Source organism: Flavihumibacter solisilvae (assembly GCF_000814475.1).
GTDB classification, from domain to species: domain Bacteria; phylum Bacteroidota; class Bacteroidia; order Chitinophagales; family Chitinophagaceae; genus Flavihumibacter; species Flavihumibacter solisilvae.
In genome coordinates this window covers 1-21,001 of the sequence record NZ_JSVC01000045.1, presented here as the reverse complement: position 1 = coordinate 21,001, position 21,001 = coordinate 1, and the positions used below count along the sequence as shown (strand labels likewise).

20 protein-coding genes and 1 tRNA gene are annotated in these 21,001 nt (G+C 47.4%); 13 read left to right on the top strand and 8 right to left on the bottom strand.

Features of this window, described 5'->3' with window-relative positions; genetic code table 11:
* Positions 1–211 precede the first annotated feature (211 nt).
* The 4 genes from scpB to OI18_RS22595 are packed head-to-tail and all read left to right on the top strand — an operon-like array spanning position 212 to position 4,215.
* A complete protein-coding gene (gene scpB / locus OI18_RS22610; protein ID WP_039144586.1) occupies positions 212–1,051 on the top strand; it encodes an SMC-Scp complex subunit ScpB in 840 nt (279 codons plus the stop codon).
* A gap of 39 nt (positions 1,052–1,090) precedes the next feature.
* Positions 1,091–2,302 (top strand): diaminopimelate decarboxylase, encoded by a 1,212-nt coding sequence (gene lysA / locus OI18_RS22605; RefSeq protein WP_039144361.1) that lies wholly within the window; start codon positions 1,091–1,093, stop codon positions 2,300–2,302.
* Positions 2,303–2,326: 24 nt separating this feature from the next.
* Positions 2,327–2,815: a DUF4442 domain-containing protein gene (locus OI18_RS22600; RefSeq protein ID WP_039144359.1), complete on the top strand. Its 489-nt coding sequence runs from the start codon at positions 2,327–2,329 to the stop codon at positions 2,813–2,815.
* On the top strand, positions 2,812–4,215 hold the full coding sequence (locus OI18_RS22595) for an MBL fold metallo-hydrolase (RefSeq protein WP_039144356.1): 1,404 nt from the start codon (positions 2,812–2,814) through the stop codon (positions 4,213–4,215). The genes OI18_RS22600 and OI18_RS22595 overlap by 4 nt, the downstream gene beginning before the upstream one ends.
* 200 nt (positions 4,216–4,415) lie before the next feature.
* Here the strand turns inward: OI18_RS22595 and OI18_RS22590 are convergent, their stop codons facing one another.
* Together OI18_RS22590 and OI18_RS22585 are read right to left on the bottom strand one after the other, a co-directional pair.
* A complete protein-coding gene (locus OI18_RS22590; protein WP_039144354.1) occupies positions 4,416–5,579 on the bottom strand; it encodes a trans-sulfuration enzyme family protein in 1,164 nt (387 codons plus the stop codon).
* A 129-nt stretch (positions 5,580–5,708) separates the two neighbouring features.
* On the bottom strand, positions 5,709–6,128 hold the full coding sequence (locus OI18_RS22585; RefSeq protein WP_039144352.1) for an OsmC family protein: 420 nt from the start codon (positions 6,126–6,128) through the stop codon (positions 5,709–5,711).
* Between the two features lie 64 nt (positions 6,129–6,192).
* Here OI18_RS22585 and metX point away from each other — a divergent pair, with 64 nt between their 5' ends.
* Positions 6,193–7,206, top strand: coding sequence for a homoserine O-acetyltransferase MetX (gene metX / locus OI18_RS22580; protein ID WP_039144349.1), 1,014 nt, complete (start codon positions 6,193–6,195; stop codon positions 7,204–7,206).
* Here the strand turns inward: metX and OI18_RS22575 are convergent.
* Complete coding sequence (locus OI18_RS22575) at positions 7,199–7,888, bottom strand: LytR/AlgR family response regulator transcription factor (protein ID WP_039144346.1); 690 nt, start codon at positions 7,886–7,888, stop codon at positions 7,199–7,201. The two genes, metX and OI18_RS22575, sit on opposite strands and share 8 nt — an antisense overlap.
* Complete coding sequence (locus OI18_RS22570; protein ID WP_152616944.1) at positions 7,885–8,289, bottom strand: hypothetical protein; 405 nt, start codon at positions 8,287–8,289, stop codon at positions 7,885–7,887. Before OI18_RS22570 ends, OI18_RS22575 begins: the two co-directional genes overlap by 4 nt.
* Before the next feature lie 61 nt (positions 8,290–8,350).
* Between OI18_RS22570 and OI18_RS24080 the strand changes: the two genes are divergently transcribed.
* Positions 8,351–10,483, top strand: coding sequence for a PAS domain-containing hybrid sensor histidine kinase/response regulator (locus OI18_RS24080; RefSeq protein ID WP_052273500.1), 2,133 nt, complete (start codon positions 8,351–8,353; stop codon positions 10,481–10,483).
* Here OI18_RS24080 and OI18_RS25175 read toward each other — a convergent pair.
* From OI18_RS25175 to OI18_RS22555, 3 genes are all read right to left on the bottom strand, one after another.
* A complete protein-coding gene (locus OI18_RS25175) occupies positions 10,469–10,573 on the bottom strand; it encodes a hypothetical protein (RefSeq protein ID WP_338030056.1) in 105 nt (34 codons plus the stop codon). The two genes, OI18_RS24080 and OI18_RS25175, sit on opposite strands and share 15 nt — an antisense overlap.
* Positions 10,574–10,753: 180 nt before the next feature.
* The gene (locus OI18_RS22560) at positions 10,754–11,698 is read right to left on the bottom strand and encodes an NmrA/HSCARG family protein (protein ID WP_039144340.1); all 945 of its coding nucleotides are present in this window, start codon (positions 11,696–11,698) and stop codon (positions 10,754–10,756) included.
* Positions 11,699–11,835: 137 nt separating this feature from the next.
* Positions 11,836–11,907, bottom strand: a tRNA-Glu gene (locus OI18_RS22555).
* Positions 11,908–12,043: 136 nt separating this feature from the next.
* Here OI18_RS22555 and gap point away from each other — a divergent pair.
* From gap to OI18_RS22530, 5 genes are all read left to right on the top strand, one after another.
* Complete coding sequence (gap, locus tag OI18_RS22550; RefSeq protein ID WP_039144338.1) at positions 12,044–13,057, top strand: type I glyceraldehyde-3-phosphate dehydrogenase; 1,014 nt, start codon at positions 12,044–12,046, stop codon at positions 13,055–13,057.
* A gap of 57 nt (positions 13,058–13,114) precedes the next feature.
* Positions 13,115–14,311, top strand: a complete 1,197-nt coding sequence (locus OI18_RS22545) for a phosphoglycerate kinase (protein WP_039144335.1) — start codon at positions 13,115–13,117, stop codon at positions 14,309–14,311.
* A gap of 96 nt (positions 14,312–14,407) precedes the next feature.
* Complete coding sequence (locus OI18_RS22540; RefSeq protein ID WP_039144334.1) at positions 14,408–15,004, top strand: LemA family protein; 597 nt, start codon at positions 14,408–14,410, stop codon at positions 15,002–15,004.
* Positions 15,005–15,009: 5 nt separating this feature from the next.
* Positions 15,010–15,471, top strand: coding sequence for a TPM domain-containing protein (locus OI18_RS22535; protein WP_039144331.1), 462 nt, complete (start codon positions 15,010–15,012; stop codon positions 15,469–15,471).
* A gap of 16 nt (positions 15,472–15,487) precedes the next feature.
* Entirely contained in the window at positions 15,488–16,282 is a 795-nt protein-coding gene (locus tag OI18_RS22530; RefSeq protein ID WP_039144580.1) for a TPM domain-containing protein, read from the top strand.
* 125 nt (positions 16,283–16,407) lie between these two features.
* Here the strand turns inward: OI18_RS22530 and OI18_RS22525 are convergent, their stop codons facing one another.
* Positions 16,408–18,903 carry a M1 family metallopeptidase gene (locus OI18_RS22525; protein ID WP_039144328.1) on the bottom strand — a complete coding sequence of 832 codons (2,496 nt, stop codon included), beginning with the start codon at positions 18,901–18,903 and terminating at the stop codon, positions 16,408–16,410.
* 115 nt (positions 18,904–19,018) lie between these two features.
* Between OI18_RS22525 and OI18_RS22520 the strand changes: the two genes are divergently transcribed.
* Positions 19,019–19,750: a hypothetical protein gene (locus OI18_RS22520; protein WP_039144325.1), complete on the top strand. Its 732-nt coding sequence runs from the start codon at positions 19,019–19,021 to the stop codon at positions 19,748–19,750.
* Positions 19,710–20,468, top strand: coding sequence for a tRNA pseudouridine(38-40) synthase TruA (gene truA / locus OI18_RS22515; protein ID WP_039144323.1), 759 nt, complete (start codon positions 19,710–19,712; stop codon positions 20,466–20,468). Before OI18_RS22520 ends, truA begins: the two co-directional genes overlap by 41 nt.
* Positions 20,469–21,001: the final 533 nt, after the last annotated feature.

The following is a 21,001-nucleotide window of genomic DNA, read 5'->3' as shown; positions in this document are numbered from 1 at the left end:
GCCGCAAAGGATGGGTATTGAAACGAGGCAACTGCTTAGGGGCTGCAGACTAACAGCAGCCTGCCAAGCCCTTAGCACCCCCTTAGCAGACCCTTTGCAGGCCCTTTGCAGACCCCGGCTTTTCCACATTGTGTATAAAGTGATTTCCCCGTTTTCGGATTTTCAACCAGCTTGCGGCATGTTGCTTGTAGCAATATCTAAAATGACGACTATGGAAATCGGAACAATCATACCTCATATTGAAGCCCTGATCTTTGCCAGCGAGAAGCCACTTGGCGCCCTTGAACTGACTGACCTGATCAACCAGGCCTTTGGTTTTATGGAAGACAAGATTACTCTCGAGCAGATCGAAGCCGGAATTGAAGGGGTTGTGGAGAAATACCAGTCCGAATTTTATCCCTTCGAATTGCGGTTCAGTGGTGGTGGATGGCAGTTTCTCACCAAGAAGGAATACCACAAGACTGTTGCGCAGCTTAACGGTGACAAATTCCTGAAAAGGCTTAGTCCCGCTGCAATGGAAACCCTGGCCATCATTGCCTACAAGCAACCCATCACCAAGTCAGAGATTGAAGCGATCCGCGGCGTAAGCGCGGATTACAGCATCCAGAAGCTTCTTGAAAAAGAGCTTATTATTATCAGTGGCCGCAACGAAGAAATGCCGGGTAAACCCCTCGTATATACGACATCCAGAGGATTTATGGATTACTTTGGTCTGAATGGTCCGGAGGATCTTCCGCGCATCAAGGAAGTGCTGGCCGACCAGATAGTAGAGCCCACGCTGCTTGGCGGACAACAGCATGTAGCGAACGGCGACGACGAAACCGTTACTGATACACTCGTTGACACGGAAACCCTTGAGGCTCCGAATTCCCACCTGCTGGTTGATGAGAGTGGTGAGTTGCTGGAATCGCTGTTTACGGAAGAAGAAATAGACAGCGACACATCCGGGCAGGACTCTGCCAAGGAAACGGAAAATCCGGACACACAACCAGGTGCGGATGAGGATGAAAGCAACGATGAAGATGCTGAGCCGGGCGAAAAAGAAGAGTGATTGACGTATATTCGCTGCTATTCGCAAGCAAAAGAATTTATGTCGTATCTACCGAATGATCAATTGGTGCAGCTGGCGCAGGAGTTTGGCACACCTCTATATGTTTATAATGCCGGCCAGATTAGTGAGCAGTATAATAAGCTTCAGACAGCCTTCAGCAAGGTTGATGCCCGCTTTTTCTATGCCTGTAAGGCACTCAGCAATATTAATATTCTTAAATATGTAGAATCCCTTGGTGCTTCACTTGATTGCGTGAGCATCAATGAAGTGAAGCTCGGTCTTAAAGCCGGCTTTACCCCTGACCGGATTTTGTTCACTCCCAATTGTGTTGACTTCTGCGAAATCGAAGAAGGGCGCAAGTTGGGTGTCAACCTGAACATAGATAATATTTCCATTCTTGAGCAATTCGGTACAAAGTATGGCGGCAGCTATCCGATTTGTATTCGTTTCAATCCGCACATTATGGGCGGCGGAAACTACAAGATCTCTACCGGGCATATCGACAGCAAATTCGGCATTTCCATCCACCAGCTGCGGCATATTGAAAGAGTGGTGAAATCAACCGGTCTCAATATCGCAGGAATTCATATGCATACGGGCAGTGATATCAAGGACGTGAATGTGTTCCTGCAGGGACTAGATGTAATGTTCGAACTTGCTACACATTTCCCTTCGCTCCAGTTCATCGACCTTGGCAGCGGCTTTAAGGTTCCTTACCAGGACGGCGATGTTCAGACTGATATTGCCTTGCTGGGTGAAAAAGTCGCCGAAGCATTTGCCGAGTATGAAAGGGAGACAGGCAGGCAGCTTCAGGTATGGTTTGAACCTGGAAAATTCCTCGTTAGCGAGTGCGGCTACCTGATCGTTAAAACGAATGTAATCAAGCAAACAACGGCTACCGTGTTTGTAGGTGTGAACAGCGGTTTCAATCACCTGATCCGGCCAATGTTCTACGATGCTTACCATCGCATAAAGAATATTTCCAATTCTTACGGTAATGAAAGAATTTATACGGTAGTTGGAAATATCTGTGAAACGGACACTTTTGCCTGGGATCGTACACTTAATGAAGTTCGTGAAGGCGATTTTCTTGTATTCTACAATGCCGGGGCTTATGGATTTGAGATGTCTTCCAACTTCAACTCCCGCCTGAAACCGGCAGAAGTACTTCTGCTTGACGGCAAGGCACACCTGATCCGCCGGCGTGATGAGTTTGAAGACCTCCTTCGCAACCAGATCGAAGTGTTGTGATGAGGTAATTCACTATCTTAAAGTATGCAAACTGGTTCCCCTGCATTCTTCCGATTGTTGGCCAATCCTGTTAAATTCAGGTTGTTCCTGCTTTCGAAGCTGCCGAGCGCCTATTTTTCGGGTATCAGGGTCCTGAATGCGAATACATCGGGCTGCAGTGTTTCCGTCCCCTTCAAATGGTTTACCCGGAACCCATTCCGTTCTACCTATTTCGCCTGCCTGGCAATGGCGGCTGAAATGAGCACGGGAGTGCTTGCTATGGCACAGGTATATGGCAGGAAGCCATCTGTATCCATGCTGGTTACCGGCCTGGAAGCACGTTACTATAAAAAAGCAACCGGCGTTACAGTGTTCACTTGTGAAGATGGTGATGGTATAAGAAATGCAGTAGAAACAGCGGTTTCTACCGGTGAAGGGCAGACGATTAGAGCCCGTTCTACAGGTCGGGATGTTAATGGCGAAACAGTAGCTGAATTTTTTGTTACCTGGTCATTTAAAAGCAAACGATCATGAAAATTGCATTCCATGGCGCAGCGCGCACCGTTACGGGTTCAAAGCACCTGCTCACCTTAAAAAACGGAAGGAAAATCCTGTTCGACTGTGGCATGTTCCAGGGAATGGGAAAGGAGACTGATGCGCTTAACAGGACCTGGGGCTTTGACCCTGCAGAAGTGGATATACTGGTTCTTTCGCACGCGCACATTGATCATAGTGGCCTAATTCCCAAACTTGTGCGCGACGGTTTCAACGGGCCGATTTTCTGCACACCGGCTACACGAAGCCTTACCGCTATTTTACTGGAAGATTCTGCAGACATCCAGGAAGAAGATGCTAAATATGCCAATAAGCGCAGGGCAGCAACGGGTCAGCCATACATAAAGCCTTTATACACGCTCGAGGATGCCAAAAAAGCAATTCCCATGTTCCGTGAAGTGGAATATGGAAATTGGTTCCGCATAGACGAAAGCATTGAACTGCTTTTTACCGATGCGGGTCATATCATCGGCAGTGCAGCAGTACACCTGCGGGTTACGGAAAACAATAAAACGGAACAAATTACTTTCAGTGGCGACGTAGGTCGTTACCGCGATATAATACTGAGATCACCCGAGACATTTCCACAGGCTGACTACCTGTTAATCGAATCTACTTATGGAAACAGCCTGCATAGCCTGCAGACTACCACACCTGACCAACTCCTTGAATGGATCGACAGGGTATGCGTTCGCCGGCGGGGCAAACTGATCATTCCCGCCTTCAGCGTGGGCCGCACACAGGAGATCCTGTATTCACTGAACCAGCTTGAGGTGGAGCGGCGGCTGCCGCAGATCGACTACTTTGTTGACAGTCCCCTTAGCATCGAAGCGACCGAAGTCGTGAAAAGCTACCCCCAGTATTTCAATAAAACCATCCAACGCTTACTGCAAACCGATAGTGATCCGTTCCGGTTCAGCGGGTTGAGATACATAAAAACGGTTGAAGAATCGAAGCAGTTAAATTTCAGGAATGAGCCATGTGTAATCATTTCGGCCAGCGGAATGGCAGACGCTGGCCGGGTGAAACACCATATCAGCAACAATATTGAAAACACCCGGAATGGAATCCTGCTGGTGGGATATTGTGAACCGAATTCACTTGGTGGCAGGCTTGCAGCAGGAAAGAAAGTGGTGTCCATATTCGGGATGGAGCATGAAGTGCATGCGGAGGTGGGATCGGTTCGCAGTATGAGCGCCCATGGAGACTATGAAGACCTTTGCCAGTTCCTGTCGAGCCAGGACCCCCGGGCTGTGAAAAAGATGTTTCTTGTTCACGGCGAATACGATGTGCAGGTGCAATTCAGACAAAGACTGATCAATAAGGGCTTCCTGGATGTAGACATTCCGGAAAGGCACTATGAGATTGGCCTGTCTTGATCAGAACTATGCTGGCAGTTTCGGGACCAATCGACAAATCTTCATTTTTTACCACATTTTTGGGTTCCCTTATCCTATAGTCATCCTATAGCCATCTTATAGCTAGCCTATACCTAAGGCATTCCTGCGCTGCAGGACAATCACCGGTAATTTTCAAAGGCAAAAATCCCAGTTTATTTTTCTAGGGATAATCGGGCAATTCAGCACTTTTCCAACGCCTGCAGAATATCATTCAGAATATCATCCCTGTTTTCCAGTCCCACTGAGATGCGGATCAGTCCCGCACAGATTCCCACCGCATTTCTTTCTGCATCGGTAAGCTTGGCATGCGTCGTACTTGCCGGGTGGGAAGCGATACTGCGTGTATCTCCGAGGTTTGCTGTGAGGGTCAGCATCTTAAGGGCATCAAGGAATTTCCTTCCGCTTTCAATTCCGCCTTTCAACTCGAAACATACCAGGCCACCGCCGTTAACCATCTGCTTTATTGCAACAGCATGTTGTGGGTGGGATGGCAGGAAAGGGTATCTGACATTGTTGATCTGCGGATGATTCTCGAGTTTCCCGGCAATGTATAAGGCACTCGATGAATGCCTGTCCATCCGCACTTCCAGGGTCTCGAGACTCCTGCTAAGGATCCAGGCGTTAAATGGAGAAAGAGAAGGGCCGGTGCTCCTGCAGAATAAATATACCTCATGAATCAACGCTTTCTTTCCAAGTACAATTCCACCCAGTACCCGGCCCTGGCCATCGAGCCATTTTGTGCCGGAGTGGATGATGAGATCAGCACCAAATTCAATCGGGCGCTGGCCAATAGGTGTGGCAAAACAATTGTCTACATTCAACAACAGGTTGTGTTTCTTCGACAATGCACCTACAGCTTCCAGGTCGATGACCTCAAGCGCCGGGTTGGTAGGCGTTTCCAGGTAAATCATCTTTGTATTCGGCTGGATATGCTGCTCCCACGAAGCGATGTCGGCTGCATCTACATAAGTATGCGTAATGCCGTATTTGGGAAGGTATTTGGTAATGACCGTGTGTGTGCTTCCAAAGATGCTCCGGCAGCAAAGCAGGTGATCGCCCTGCTTCAGGAATGCCATGAACGATGCGAATATGGCACTCATACCGGAAGCGGTGGCAAAACCGGATTCAGTACCCTCCAGAGCGCACATCCTGTCAACAAACTCCTGCACGTTCGGATTGCTGAATCGGCTGTAGATGTTGTCATCCGATTCATCTGCAAATGCCGCGCGCATTTCTTCCACATTATCGAAACAGAAACTACTGGTAAGGAACATAGGCTGGGAATGTTCCATTTCGTTTGTCCGGTCAATTTGTGTCCGGATAGCCTTGGAAACAGGATGCATGATTCAAATTCAAAAGGTAAAAAATCAAAATTCAAAACCGCAGTGGGGCACCCGGGTAAACAACAGTACATGAACGCATTTATTCACTTATTGACTTATTCACATATCGACAAACCTGGGGTCAAGCACTTACTTTATTCTCACTTCCCAGGTTATTTCAGTCCCGGCACGGCGGAGCGTTTCTGCTACGGAACAGTACTTGTCCATTGACAATTGGGCCGCGCGTTGGGCTTTGTCTTCGTCGATTTTTCCGCTGAGTGTGAAGACAATACGGGCAGATTTCCAGAGTGCGGGTTCCTTGCCGGTCTCACGTTCCGCTTCGATATGCATGGAAAAATCAGTGATCTCCTGGCGTTGTTTCTTTAAAATGCTAACAACATCGATGCCGCTGCATCCGCCAAGTCCCATTAACATGACCTGCATAGGGCGGACACCAAAATTATTGCCCCCGGTTTCGGGACTGGTATCCATTCTGATTACATGACCATTAGCATCTGTTGCTTCAAATCCGAATTCGCCTGACCGGCGGACAATATCAACTGTTACCATAATCGCTGGGTAATTTTTTCAAATTAGGTACAAAGGTAACGGTGGGAGGGTTTATTTTGCAGTCATGTTGCATCGATTTGTATCCCGGGGGGCCTTTGAGCTGGAAAATGGCTCCGTTATCAATGATCTCGAAATCGCATATCACACCTATGGAACCCTTGCGCCAGACGGCTCAAACGTAGTATGGGTTTGCCATGCGCTGACTGCAAGCTCCGACGCAACAGCCTGGTGGCCGGGTGTGGTGGGCACAGGTGGTGCCATAGACCCGGAAAGATATTTTATCGTATGTGCAAACATTACCGGCTCCTGTTACGGAAGCAGTGGTCCGCATTCAATAGATCCCCAGACAGGTGAACCTTATTTTTCGGCCTTCCCCTTCATAACCATCCGCGATATGGTTAAAGCGCATATACTGCTCCGGAAGCACTTGGGAATCAGCTCTGTCCGCTTATGTATGGGAGGAAGTATGGGAGGTTACCAGGTCCTGGAATGGGCGCTGGCGGAACCGGAAGTGATCACGCGAATGTTCCTGATAGCCACTTCACCAACAGAAAGCGCCTGGGGGGTAGCCGTTCATGAAGCACAGCGGCTGGCAATTGAAGCGGATTCTACCTGGATGGATAAAGATCTCCTGGCCGGAGCACGGGGATTAAAAGCTGCCCGGGCAATTGGCATGCTTACCTACAGGAACTACCAGGCAATGGTGGAAAGACAGCAGGATTCCGATGCTGAAAAAACAGACAATTTCAAAGCTGCAAGTTATATCCGGTACCAGGGAGATAAATTAGTGAACCGGTTCAACGCCCAGTCATACTGGCTGCTTACCAAGAGTATGGATAGCCATAACATTTCAAGGGGAAGGGGCGGCGACGTGGTAAAGGTGCTGTCGGGTTTACCTCAACCCACTCTTGTAATGGGAATCACTAGCGATTTACTGTGCCCGACCAGTGAACAGCAAAAGATTGCTTCTGCAATGCAAAATGCGGTTTATAAAGAAATCGATTCTATCTACGGACACGATGGATTTCTTGTTGAAGCACCACTTATCAGTGCGGCATTGGAAGAATTCCTTAAATGATTTTAAGCCTGCTCATCACCATTGTACGGTTTGCCTTGCTGATTGGAATCTGTGTTCCTTTAATATATAACATGTTCTCCCTGATATCGGAAATTTTATTCATGTTGATGATATAGGAACGGTGAACTTTACAAAATACAGACGGGTTTATTTTCGCCGTGAGGTTTTTAATGGTGTTGTGAGTTATGATCTTCTTCTCATTGGTGATGAACTTTACATAGTCACCCATGCTTTCGATATATAATATATCATCATTTTCCAGACGGATCAGTTTGCCATCACTTTTAATATAGATATGTGACATTTCCTCTGCTTCGTCCTTTCTCGAAATATCTTCCTTCAGTTTGCCCAGGGAATCCATGAATCGCTGGTAGGTAAACGGCTTTTTGAGGAAGTCAGTAACGCTGTATTCGAATGCGTTGTAAGCATATTCCGTTTTGGAAGTTGTCAGGATCACCTGGGGAGAGTAGGAAAGTTTGTCGAGCAGGTCAAATCCGTTTGCACCGGGCATTTCCACATCCAGGAAAAGCAGGTCGACGATATTTTCCGACAGGAAAGGCAAGGCGTCTTCGACAGATGAAAAACTTTCGATTACATTGATTTTGCCGCTTTTCTGACAATATTTCTGCAACACTTCAGCAGCAATGCTCAGGTCTTCAACGATTACAGCAGTAGTTTTCATGATGCGGGTTGTTTTAGGTATTCCTGGATCCTGACTACTTCAGCGGTAATCAGGGATAATCCTTCGACAATACAGGGATGTTCGGACTGCAGGCGAGCCCGGATTACCTCAGCAGGTGGGTTCTCACCCAAAAACTGTTCCATGTGCTGGTATTTCATCTGCATCTCAGGTAAACCGCAATAACCCCAAAGGGGCTTTACCAGGTGTATGCGACGCTTTAGTTCACTGCAGTCGCCTTTTTCCGCAAGAATCAGGTACCGGTCGAGTTCTTCCGATATCTGTTGCGAAGCCGTAACCAGTATAGCCGAAATGGCTGCCAGGTCATTATCATGCATTTCCATTAGAAATGTTGCATCAAAAGCACTGTTCAGCTGGAAAGCTCTTTGAGTTGCGGCATGCATAGGATACAATTTTGTTTTCCCGGATTCGTTTAATCTGCAGCCATATGAACGGCGCAGCCCCATGAAAACGAAAAAAGGTACCAATATATTATCTATGGTGCTGGGTTATTGGGAAAAACTGGCTGAGGACTATTACCTCCGGCAGGTCCAGGCTCCCCAATCACCCCTAAAATCCCTCACGGAAATCGGTATTGTAGTTTCCGGCATCAACATGATCCTCTGCACGGTCATGAAGGAATACGGTGCTGCCGTAGCCTGCCTGACTGCCTGCAGTGCATTGCTCGCGGCCCATTTTCTCAGGCTCTATCGCCATGAGACAATTGCCAAATGGCTGGTAATTATCAGCTTCAACATGGGGGTCATGATCGTGTGTTATTTTGTCGGACTGCGATCGGGTGTCTATATGTATTTTTTCCCCGTGATCTTTGCGATGATCTTCCTGATAGATACCAGGATCAGTAAAGACCTCATCATTATCGAGATCGCCACCATGATCTGTTTCGGCTTCACATTCATCATTGCCCCTTATGGTAAGCCTGTATCAGCAGATGGCGAGCTGCATTACATATACAATTTCCGGATCAACCTGGCCATGTCGCTGATACTGACAGGCCTGGTTGCCTACTCGATCCTGAATACGCTGAACAAAAAAGAAAATGACATTCTCGGCGAAAAGAGCCTCGGTGATACCCTGTTCAATACATCACTGGATGCTATTTTCATCATCAACCTCGAAACGCTCGAGATCTCCGATTGCAACAAAAGGGCGCTCGAATTATTCATTCTGGAAAGTAAGGAAGATGTATTCGGGCCTGTGGCCGACATGCTGGGGGAAGAAGCTAATTTCCGGTTGAAGGCATTTAGTAATGAAAATTACACGTTGCATTCTCCCTGGTTCGGCAATATGGAGTGCTCAAACTCGGAAGGCACACCGATTTACGCATATGCGAGCATCGTAATTTTTGAACACCAGCGTGGCCGCTATGCGAAGATCAGTATCCTGGATATAACCGAAGTCAAAATTGCCGAAGTGGAGACCCTGCAGGCAAAGGAGCGTGCCGAAAGGGCCGCCCGGGTTAAATCCAGGTTTCTCAGTAACATGAGCCACGAGCTTCGCACCCCATTGAATGCCATTATCGGAACCACGAACATACTGCACCAGGAAGACCACCTCGAAAGCCAGAAGCAAATGCTCGATGTACTGAAGAACTCTTCCGAACACATGCTTGAGCTCGTAAATGATATTCTCGATTACAGTAAGCTGGAAGCCGACAAAATGGAATTGAGCAATGCTCCGTTCAACCTTGCAGAACTGATGCAAAAAGTTACCGGCTCCTTCCGCAACCAGATCGCAGTGAAAGGTCTTTCAATGCATTGTGACCTTGATGCGGTTCAGGGGTTGGTTGTAATGGGTGATGAAATGCGTCTGCACCAGGTATTAAACAACCTGCTGTCAAATGCAAACAAATTCACCCAACTGGGTATGATCAGGCTGGAGGTCAAGACACTGATGAAGCGCAGTAATAACATCACGCTCCGGTTCTCCGTAACTGATACCGGCATTGGCATTTCAAAAGAAAAACAACACCGGATCTTCGATAAGTTTTATCAGACTGATGCGGAAACAACACGGAAGTACGGTGGCTCCGGGCTTGGTTTGGCGATCAGCCAGTACATCGTACAGAAAATGGGTGGGGAATTACGGGTAGACAGTGCACTTGGAGAAGGAAGCACATTTTATTTCACTATTACCCTGCCGGTGGAGGCAGTGCGATATAGTTATATCGAAGAAAAAGGAGAGTCCAAATTCGAGGATCTAAGCGGTGTACGCATCCTCGTTGCTGAAGACAATCCTATTAACATGATGGTGGTGAAGAGATTCCTGTCGAAGTGGAATGCTGTAGTTACAGAAGCTGTAAACGGGCTGGAAGCCGTTAAAAGTTTTGAAGAAAGTGAGTTTGACCTGTTACTTGTTGACCTGGAAATGCCTGAGCTTGACGGGGCGGGAGTAGTAGCACATATCCGTAAATCCTCACCAAACATTCCCATCATTGCTTTTACGGCTGCCGTGTATGATCATATGCAGGCGGACCTTATTTATAAGGGTTTCAACGATTTTATTCCGAAGCCGTTCCGCCCGGATGACCTGCGACAGAAAATCATCCATTATGTAGCGATGTCACTGCGTGCATAGAGATCTGCCTTTGTAAACTATTCTCCAGATCCTGCCTTTTTCCGTATCTGAAATATACAGTAATCCATCAGGGCCCTGAGCAAGTCCCATTGGTCTGTATTGTGCCTCATCCGGTTGAGTAATCACATCAACTCCGGGGAATCCTGACGCGAAAGTTTCCCAATCACCTGTAACCTGGAAATTCGACCGCTATGCCATGCATTAAATGCGGCAAGTAATATGATGTACGCGCGGGATTATGGATATAACTAACAAGGATAACCGAAAATGCTAAAGCGGAATGCGGCTGGCATTTTCACTTAGCCACTGGTTGAACGATTTTAATTCGGGGTTGAGGTTTCGACTGGTGTTTACATCTCTTACTTTATTCACATCCTTCTCAAAATCACGGTAAAACTGGAACATATTCCCAAGATCGTCAGCGCCAGGGAATCCGAATCCTCGATAGGCCTCAGGCGTTACATTGTTGTATTTAATGGAAATGCCGATTGCCTTTGACATTTCTGCTGCCATTTCAATGCCTGTGAGATGTTCTCCTGCTACACCAACCGTTTTCCCGATCATTGCAGGTCCTGCTTTGAAAATACCGTAGGCACATTTGCCGATATCTTCAGACGCTATACCTGCCATTTTTTTCTCGTCGAGTGGGAAGGTGAGATAATAGTTGCCGTCATCTCCTTTTTTGGGTCCGCTGCCGAAATGGATAAAATTATCCCAGTAAAAAGAAGCGCGAAGGAAAGTTGTGGGTACACCCAGGTCGGTAAAGACCTGGTCTGCTTCGCCTTTTGCATCGAAGTGAGGCACCTTGTATTTTTCCATTAATGTAGGCATGCGGTCATCGTTAATCGGAACCCATTTACGGGTGTCCTCAAGGGTTGACCATATAACATGTTTCAGTCCTGCTTCCTTTGCTGCTTCTGCCATGCTCTTTGCTTCACCATATTCTTTCTGCGGTGAAAAGTGAGCCCAGTAAAATGTTACGAAATATGCGCCATAAGCGCCCTCCAGCGCCTTCAGCAATGATGCCTTGTTGTCTATGTCCGCTTCCACAACTTCTGCTCCAAGGGCAGCCAGCTCCTTTGCTTTTTCCGTGGATGCGTCACGTGTGAGTGCACGGACGGAGAATTCCGAAGCTTTGTCATTCAGGATTGCGTGCGCGAGGCCGCCACCTTGTGCGCCTGTTGCGCCGAATACAGCGATGAGTTTCCTGGCCATAACATAATTTTTTGATCAGTCTTTTAGAGAGGAAGCTAAAATCAGGCTTTATGACAGGTTTCCGGGGAATGAAAAGGTAAGGCTATATCTTAAAATAAAAAACGGTCTTTGAAAGTTTTCAAAGACCGTTTGAGTCGTACCGCGTACGGGAATCGAACCCGTCATTCATCCGTGAAAGGGATGCGTCTTAACCGATTGACCAACGCGGCATTTTCCGTTTGGGAGTGCAAAGATAGGGAGCAGCGCATTCAAACCAAAAATTTTTTCAGAAAATTTTTATCACCTACCCGCATGCCTTAACTTAGCGACTCATTTTATTTCTTCACCAAATTTCAAATTGACATTATGAGCACTGTAAAAGTTGCCATTAACGGTTTCGGCAGGATCGGACGACTGGTTTACCGCCAGATATATAACATGAAGGGTATCGACGTTGTGGCAATCAATGATCTTACCTCTCCGAAGGTTCTCGCTCACCTCCTGAAATATGATAGCGCGCAGGGCCGTTTCGACGCCAATGTCACTGCAACGGAAGACTCCATCGTTGTCAATGGCGACACGGTTAAAATATATGCACAGAAAGATCCATCACAGATTCCCTGGGGTTCACATGGTGTGGATGTCGTGATCGAAAGCACCGGATTTTTCACAGACAAGGATAAAGCTGCCGCTCACCTGAAAGCAGGTGCCAAAAGGGTAGTAATTTCTGCACCGGCAACCGGCGATCTTAAAACAGTTGTATTCAACGTGAACCACGATGTACTTGATGGTTCCGAAGAAATTATCTCCTGTGCATCATGCACCACAAACTGTCTGGCCCCGATGGCAAAAGTTCTGGATGATACATTCGGTATCACACTTGGCCAGATGACAACAGTTCACGCGTACACCAACGACCAGAATACACTTGATGCTCCGCATGCAAAAGGTGACCTTCGCCGCGCACGTGCAGCCGCAGCGAACATTGTGCCGAACAGCACCGGAGCTGCAAAAGCGATCGGCCTTGTTCTCCCGAAACTCAAAGGCAAACTTGACGGTGGTGCACAACGCATCCCTGTGATCACAGGATCCCTGACGGAGCTTACAGTTGTGCTCGGCAAAAAAGTTACGCTAGAAGAAGTTAATGCTGCAATGAAATCAGCAAGCAATGAAAGCTTCGGCTACACTGAAGATGAAATTGTGAGCAGCGATATCATTGGTATGACCTATGGCTCACTGTTCGATGCCACACAGACAAAGGTGGTTACAGCAGGTGATCTTCAGATGGTCAAGACTGTAAGCTGGTATGATAATGAAATGAGCTACGTAAGCCAGCTCGTTCGTACCGTTCACTACTTTGCAGGACTTATCTCCAAATAAATTTTCAAAAGCGGGTTATACCCGCTTTTATTTTTCCTTTGCTAAACCTGATGCTATATGAGTAAATTCACCGAATATAATTTTGCCGGGCAGAAAGCACTCATCCGCGTCGATTTTAATGTACCGCTGAACGCGGCATTTGAGATCACCGACGATACACGGATAACAGCTGCCCTTCCGACTATAAAGAAGATCCTGAAAGATGGCGGTAAAGTAATCCTGATGAGCCATCTTGGCCGGCCGAAAGATGGTCCGACCGACAAATACTCCCTCCGGCATCTGGTACCTCATTTAACGAAGTTGCTTGATGGTGTTAATGTCCTTTTTGCCAATGATTGCATTGGCCAGGAAGCAACAGACAAGGCTGCGGCGATGAAGCCTGGTGAAGTGCTGTTACTGGAAAATCTCCGCTTTTACAAAGAAGAAGAAAAGGGAGATGAAGGATTTGCCAAAAAGCTCGCCGGACTTGGTGATGTTTATATAAACGATGCTTTTGGTACAGCACACCGTGCGCATGCCTCTACAGCTGTGATTGCCAAATTCTTTTCGCCTGAAAAGAGGATGTTCGGCCTGCTGATGGAAGGCGAGGTGAGCAGTGCTGAGAAAGTGCTGAATGAATCAGAGAAACCTTTCACTGCCATCATCGGAGGCGCTAAGGTGTCAGACAAGATTCTGATCATTGAAAATCTGCTTGAGCGCGCCACAGATATCATAATTGGTGGTGGAATGGCATATACATTTATGAAAGCCCAGGGCGGAAAGATCGGCACTTCGCTTTGTGAAGAAGATCGCCTCCAGATGGCTAATGACCTGTTGCAGAAAGCTGCCGATAAAGGTGTAAGGATCCATCTGCCCTCCGATTCCGTAATTGCAGATAAGTTTGATGCCAATGCGCAGACTTCAGCGGCTCCAAGCAACGCGATTCCTGACGGTTGGATGGGGCTTGATATCGGGCCTTCGGCCTGCGACCAATTTGCAAATGTGATCAAACGTTCCAAAACAATCCTTTGGAATGGTCCGATGGGTGTGTTTGAAATGAGTAAATTCCAGCATGGCACAAAAGCCATTGCAGATGCGGTTGCAGAAGCGACGATGGATGGCGCGTTCTCCCTCGTTGGTGGTGGTGATTCCGTTGCTGCGGTTAACCAATTTGGTTATACTGACAAAGTAAGTTATGTTTCCACGGGTGGCGGAGCAATGCTCGAATTTTTCGAGGGAAAGGATCTTCCCGGTATTGCGGCCGTGAAATCCTGAGTCTTCCAATAATTATTTTAAGGGTCATCCAACCGGGTGACCCTTTTTTGTGTCTGGTTTATTGTACTTTTAAATATTATCTAAAACTTATCTGCAATGAACTCTAAGAACCTGATCATTATCATTATTGTAGGTGCTATTCTTCTTCTCGGCGGTTGTGCCTGCAGTGGTTACAACAGCATGGTTAAACTGGATGAAAACGTAAAGAATAAATGGGCAAACGTTCAAAGTGACTACCAGCGCAGGAGTGACCTCATTCCAAACCTCGTAAATACTGTAAAGGGGGCTGCAAATTTTGAACAGGAAACGCTTACCCGGGTGATGGAGGCAAGAGCAAAAGCTACCCAGGTAACGGTGGATCCGACTAATCTTACCCCGGAGAGGATTGCACAGTTCCAGCAAGCCCAGGCCGGTGTTAGCAGTGCCCTTGGAAGATTGCTGGCCGTAGTGGAAAACTATCCTGATCTTAAGGCGAATGCGAACTACCGTGATCTCCAGGCGCAATTGGAGGGAACCGAAAACCGGATCAAGGTATCACGAAATGATTTTAACGCTTCGGTTCAGCAATACAACAGTACAGTCAGGACTTTTCCTAATAACATCTTTGCCGGAATGTTTGGATTCACTGCGAAACAGGCATTTACTGCAGACGCCGGCGCAGAAAAGGCACCAACTGTTGATTTCTCAAAATAACCCGCATGGCATTTTTCTCCTTCCTGAAAAAGAACCGGTTCTTCACCCATGAAGAAGCCGAAAAGGTAGTTGGCGCCATCAGGGACGCCGAAACGAAAACCAGCGGAGAGATCCGGGTCTTTGTGGAGAGTCATTGCCGCCTCGTAAACCCGGTTGACAGGGCAGCGGAAGTTTTCTGGAACCTGAAAATGGACCATACGGTGGAAAGGAACGGTGTGCTGGTGTATGTTGCCTCGAAGGACCACCAGGTTGCGATCTGGGGTGACGAAGGAATTCACCGTATTGTTGGTTCTGAATTCTGGACTGAAGAAATTAAGAAGCTGATGCATCACTTCAGGCAGAATGCGTATGCTGATGGCCTGGTACTGGTGATAAATGATGTAGCGGGCATATTGGAGACACATTTTCCCTACCGGGCGACAACCGACAAGAATGAACTTCCCGATGATATTGTATTCGGAAATTAAGTATCAGAAGAATCATATGAAGCGTGTCATAGTTTGTTTCATTTTGGTGCTGATCAGCCTTCCCATGCTGGCGCAAAGGGTGCTTCCGAAACCCAATCCTCCGCGACTGGTGAATGATGTCGCTGACCTGCTTACCACAGACCAGGAGTCTGCGCTGGAACATAAGCTGGTGGCTTATGATGACAGCACATCTAACCAGATCGCTGTAGTGATCGTGCCGACTCTGAACGGACTGGAGCCCAACGACTATGCAACCGAACTGGGCCGAGAGTGGGGCGTAGGCGGTACTGAGTTCAATAACGGGATCATCATCCTGATCTCTACCGGTACGGGTGAAGGGGAGAAACGAAAAGTATACATCGCACCGGGATATGGACTGGAAGGTGCCATCCCGGACATCACGGCGAAACAGATCATTGAAACGGAGATGGTGCCCAACCTGCGAGCCGGGAATTATTACCGGGCACTGGATGAAGCAACTTCCGCAATCATTAAGGCTGCAGCAGGTGAATACAAAGCCCCGGAAGGCTATGGTAAACGTGACAAGCAAAAGAGTATGCCGGTCGGATTAATCATTATGATCCTGGTCGTAATATTTATTATTGCACGCAGGGGCGGTGGTGGGCGAGGTGGCGGTGGAATGATGAGCCGGAGAGGTTACAGGGGATGGAATAGCGGACCTCCGATCATTTTCTTCCCAGGTGGCAGTGGTGGCGGTGGCGGTTGGTCCGGCGGAGGTGGCGGTGGAGGCGGGTTCGGTGGCTTTGGCGGCGGAAGTTTCGGTGGCGGAGGTGCAGGCGGAGACTGGTAGGAATCTGGAAAATGCCCTGGTGATTCGTCGGTAAGGGAATAGGTGAATCAAGTTCATAGAAATATAAAAAAGGTCGCTCTTCGAAGAGCGACCTTTTTTATATTTCTAGAACAAATTCTCTATTCTTAGAATGCTTTCTTTTCGGGGGTAGTGCGTTTTACTTTGATATATTCAACAAGTTCCAGGCTCGCAGGCGTATTTTCTTTCTGCTTGGCGTTCTGGATACCCTGCAGCACCATATTGTTAATGTAGCCGTCTGTCTGTGCCCTGTAAGCTGTCGGAATTGATTCACGGAAATCTGTGATCAGGTCTATACCCTGTTTAACTTTCTCCGGAGATTTCATTTTGCTTATCAGCATAGCAAGAGGCTGCAGCATTTCGAATTTTGTCTGTGTCAATGGCATTGAACCGAATGTTGCAGCAATAGTCGGGAATGCTTCTTCGAGACCGTTCTTTGCAGCCACACTGGTGATGGCACCAAGGAGCTGGCCTTTGGCCGGTTGAGCCGAAAGCTGCTTGACTGCTTCCACTGCTGCTTCATTATTTACTTCAGCCAGTGATTCGAGTGATGCACCTGCAACGGCGTATGAAGAGTCTCTGATTCCGGTTTTGAAGATATCAGCGTAAGTGGCATTGGCATAACTACCCAGCAGGTCGATCGCTTTTGCACGAACTGTGGATTTTGGGTCAGCTTTTGCCAGATCCTCAATGGCTTTTTCTGCGGCAGTCTTGACGGTTGATTTCTTCATGTCAAGTTTGCCCAGCGTAAAGGTGCGGAGACCTTCATACGGATCTTTCAAAGCCTGTAGCAAAAGGGCCTGAGCTGCGGCGTCATCCTGTTTTTTAGCACAGAATTCGATGGCTTCACGACGGTCGAGATAGTTACCTGCATTTTTATACTGGTACACATATTGTTCAAGGGACTTGTTGTCAATTTTCTCGCACAGGAGTATTTTTTCAGCATCCACATTTACGAGGTCGGGATGTTTTTTAAAGGGGAAGCTGAATGTATCCGCCTTTGAATTCAGCTCGACCTTGTAACGGTTCTTTTTACCGCTTTCATATACGTCAACGGCAATAGGTAAACGAAATGCATCCCCTTCCTGGGTCTGTTGAACAAATACATTTACCACGCCTTTGCTGTCGTCATACTTATATTCAATGTTCAACTTGGGGTGGCCGGCGCCGAAATACCATTGGTTGAAGAACCAGTTAAGGTCACGTCCGGTTACCTCTTCAAAAGCAAGGCGGAGCTGATGTGCTTCGGCAGCTTTGAATTTATTGGTGGTGAGATAATTGTTAAGTGCTTTGAAGAATGCGCTGTCGCCAACGATATTGCGAAGCATGTGCAGGATGCGGCCGCCTTTCTGGTAGCTTACAGCATCGAACATATCCTCCTTGTCGTTATAATAAAAGCGGGCAAGGTGTTTTTGCGCATTGTCAGGATTCGAGAGATACCCCTGCATAGCCGAGTAGCTCGTTGCATCACCTGCATCCTTGCCGTATTTATATTCATTCCAAAGAGTTTCGCTATAGTCGGCGAAAGATTCATTCAGGGTCAGGTTGCTCCAGCTTTCTGCAGTAACATAGTCACCGAACCAGTGGTGGAACAATTCATGGGCAATTACATCTTCCCAGCGGTTTTCATCCACTAGTTCGCGGGCATCCTGCTGCGCGCTTTCCTGGTGAAGGGTTGCTGTGGTATTTTCCATCGCACCGCTGACATAGTCGCGGCCTACGATCTGGGAATACTTCACCCAGGGATATTCTACTCCGGTGATTTTACCAAAGAATGCCATCATCTCCGGTGTATTGCCAAAAATTCGGCGGGCCACGGGCTCAAATTCTTTCTCTACATAATAGCTGACCTCTTTTCCTTTGTAGCTGTCTTTTACTACAGCATAATCACCCACTCCCATAAAAAACAGGTAAGGTGAGTGAGGCATTTCCATTTTCCAATGGTCGGTACGGGTGCCGTCGTTATTCTTTTTCTGGCTTGCGAGTTTGCCATTGCTGAGAGTCACATATTTAGCAGGTACCGTCATCAGGATTTCCTGGGTGGTCTTCTGTCCGGGCTTATCAATAGTTGGGCACCATACAGAAGTTGCTTCAGTTTCGCCCTGGGTCCAGATCTGGGTAGGTTTATTTTTTTCCTCCCCTTTGGGGTTAATGAAATATAATCCCTTTGCATCGGTAATAGCGGCGCTGCCTTTTACTTTGAGTTCATTCGGCTTGGCAGTATAGTCAATATAAACTGTGTAAGTTTCACCGCCTTTATAAGGCTTGTTAAGCCTGATATTCAGGAGGTAACCGTCGTAGGAATATTTCAGTGGAGAAAGTTTTCCGTCATTGGAAAGGGACACATTTTTGATCTCCATCCCCTTTGCGTCAAGCACAAGTGAGTCGGTGGTATAGAAATGTGGTTTCAGTGTTATCCATGCTTTGCCATATAACCATGACTTGTCATAATCGAAGCGTGCATCAAGTTTGGTGTGTACAAGATCGTTAACGATAGTTGGAGTTTCCCGGTAAATCTTAGGTACTTCACTGCTTTCATGTTCCTGGCCAAAAACTGCCAGGGCTGAGATAACCAGCAGTGAGCTGATAATTCCTTTTTTCATACATGTGTTTTAACCGGGTAAATTTATTCCTTACCGCCTGATTTGCAGCATAAAATAGTATGAAAGGTTGCATGATGGGTTTTGATCAGGGATGTTCATTAATTTAGGGGGTTACATGAAAAGAGTTTTGCTGATAGTGATTATGTGTTGCAGCTTTCTGGGTCTTACCGCCCAGGATGGTGGTTTTATTTATATAGAAACTGAGCCCTCGCGCCCGTTTTTCGTGAGGACACGCGATAGTATTTATCGTTCTTCGGAAGGAAATTTTCTTCTGCTTGCGCCGCTGGCAAAGAATGTGGGGGAGATTGTGCTGGGATTTCCCGGGTCAAAGCGGGGCGTGCTGTCATTTAAACTGACGGATACGACAAGTGTGCAGGGACTTATATTGAAAGAACAGCCGGGAGATGGTTGGAGGCTTGTGGATGGGGCGAACGGGGCTCCTTTAGCGACCCGTAGATTATCGCGGGAAGAGGACGACCTGGCAGGGATGAATAAAAGGTCGGATTCATTTGCCATCCGGCTGTCACAGGTAATGAATGACAGCACGGTCCTTTTCTACAGAAGTAGCGGTATTGCGACACCGGTAGCACCGCGGAAAGGTAGCTGGATAGGCCAGGTGCCGGCGGTTAAACTGATCAGCAAAAAGGACATGGGTACTTTTTGGCAATTGGAATATGAAGTGCGGGAAGGGGAGGAGAAAGAGATAATTACTATCGAGATAGATAAACCTGAGCCTGAAAAGCCAGGCGAAGCTGTTGAGGTTGGGCCTGTTTCGGCGATCAGGCGCAGAGCAGTACATTCGCAGGATGACCAGGTATTTTATAGAAGTAGCTTACCGGGGCGGTAATTATGCCGGCTTTCAGAGACAAGAAAACGCGCATACGGTCCAGCAGGAGCTGGAGCAGGTGATTTTTACAGTGACTCGTAGCCAGTTAAAGCTAACCGGTTCAAGCCGGACAGATGCCGGGGTGCACGCCCGACAGAATTACTTTCATTTTGATGTGGAGAGCCCGTTGCGGGCCGGGATTGAGTATAACCTGAACGCTATGCTGCCGGACGACCTTTCTGTCCGCAGGATAGTTGAAGTCGGGGAGGCTCATCATAGCCGGTTTGATGCCGTGAGTCGGGAATACCGTTATCATATCTACCGTCAGAAAGATCCGTTCCTGTCGGGGCGGGCTTTTTATTTTCCGTATACCCTTGATTTTGAGATACTTCAGCAGGCGGCGGGAGTGTTGAAGGAGTACGGTGATTTCACGAGTTTCAGTAAGCGGAACACGCAGGTTAAGACCTTTCGTTGCCAGTTGATAGAGAGCCGGTGGGAGGAGACGCCTGAAGGGTATTCATATTATGTTAAGGGAAACCGGTTTTTACGGGGCATGGTGCGGGCGTTAACGGCTACAATGCTGCGGGCCGGCAGGAGCAAGCTGGACATAGCGGGGTTACGAAAGATCATTGAGATGAGGGATTGTACGAAAGCTGATTTTGCGGTGCCGGCGCATGGTTTATATCTGGAGAGAGTGAATTATCCGTTGGGTCATCCGGCGTGTGATGACGGATACTGATTAAAAAAATGTAACCGCTGAAACTCAGTCTGGGTAAGGGTTTGGAGAGGCTGTAGAAAACCAGGGAGCAAAAAAAGTTTGGCAGGTGTTGAATCGCTCTTATCTTTGCGCCCCGCTGATGAGATAAAAGGCACGGCGGTAGATCTTCGAAAAAATGTAGCGAAAAAATCTTCAAAAAAAGATTTGGTGAATTGAGAAAAACACTGCTACCTTTGCACCCCGCTTACGAGATAAGGGGGTTAGTTCTTGGAAATGTTTTGATGGTTTTTTTGATGATTTTGGGGTTCAGAAATGATCAAAAAAAGAAGAAAAAAAATCATCAAAAAAAGTTTGGTTCGAAATGAAAAAAGCGCTTACCTTTGCAACCCGAACGACGGGAAACGGAGATGAGATAAGAGATTGGAAATGAGGAGTTTGAGGCGAAAAAGAACCGGACGATAAATTAGATAAACGGCATAATAACATATACGTTTTAAGATCTTTGAAAGTTTGGAAGCAACAGTACTAAAAGACGCCGAAAGGTGTTGAATAGG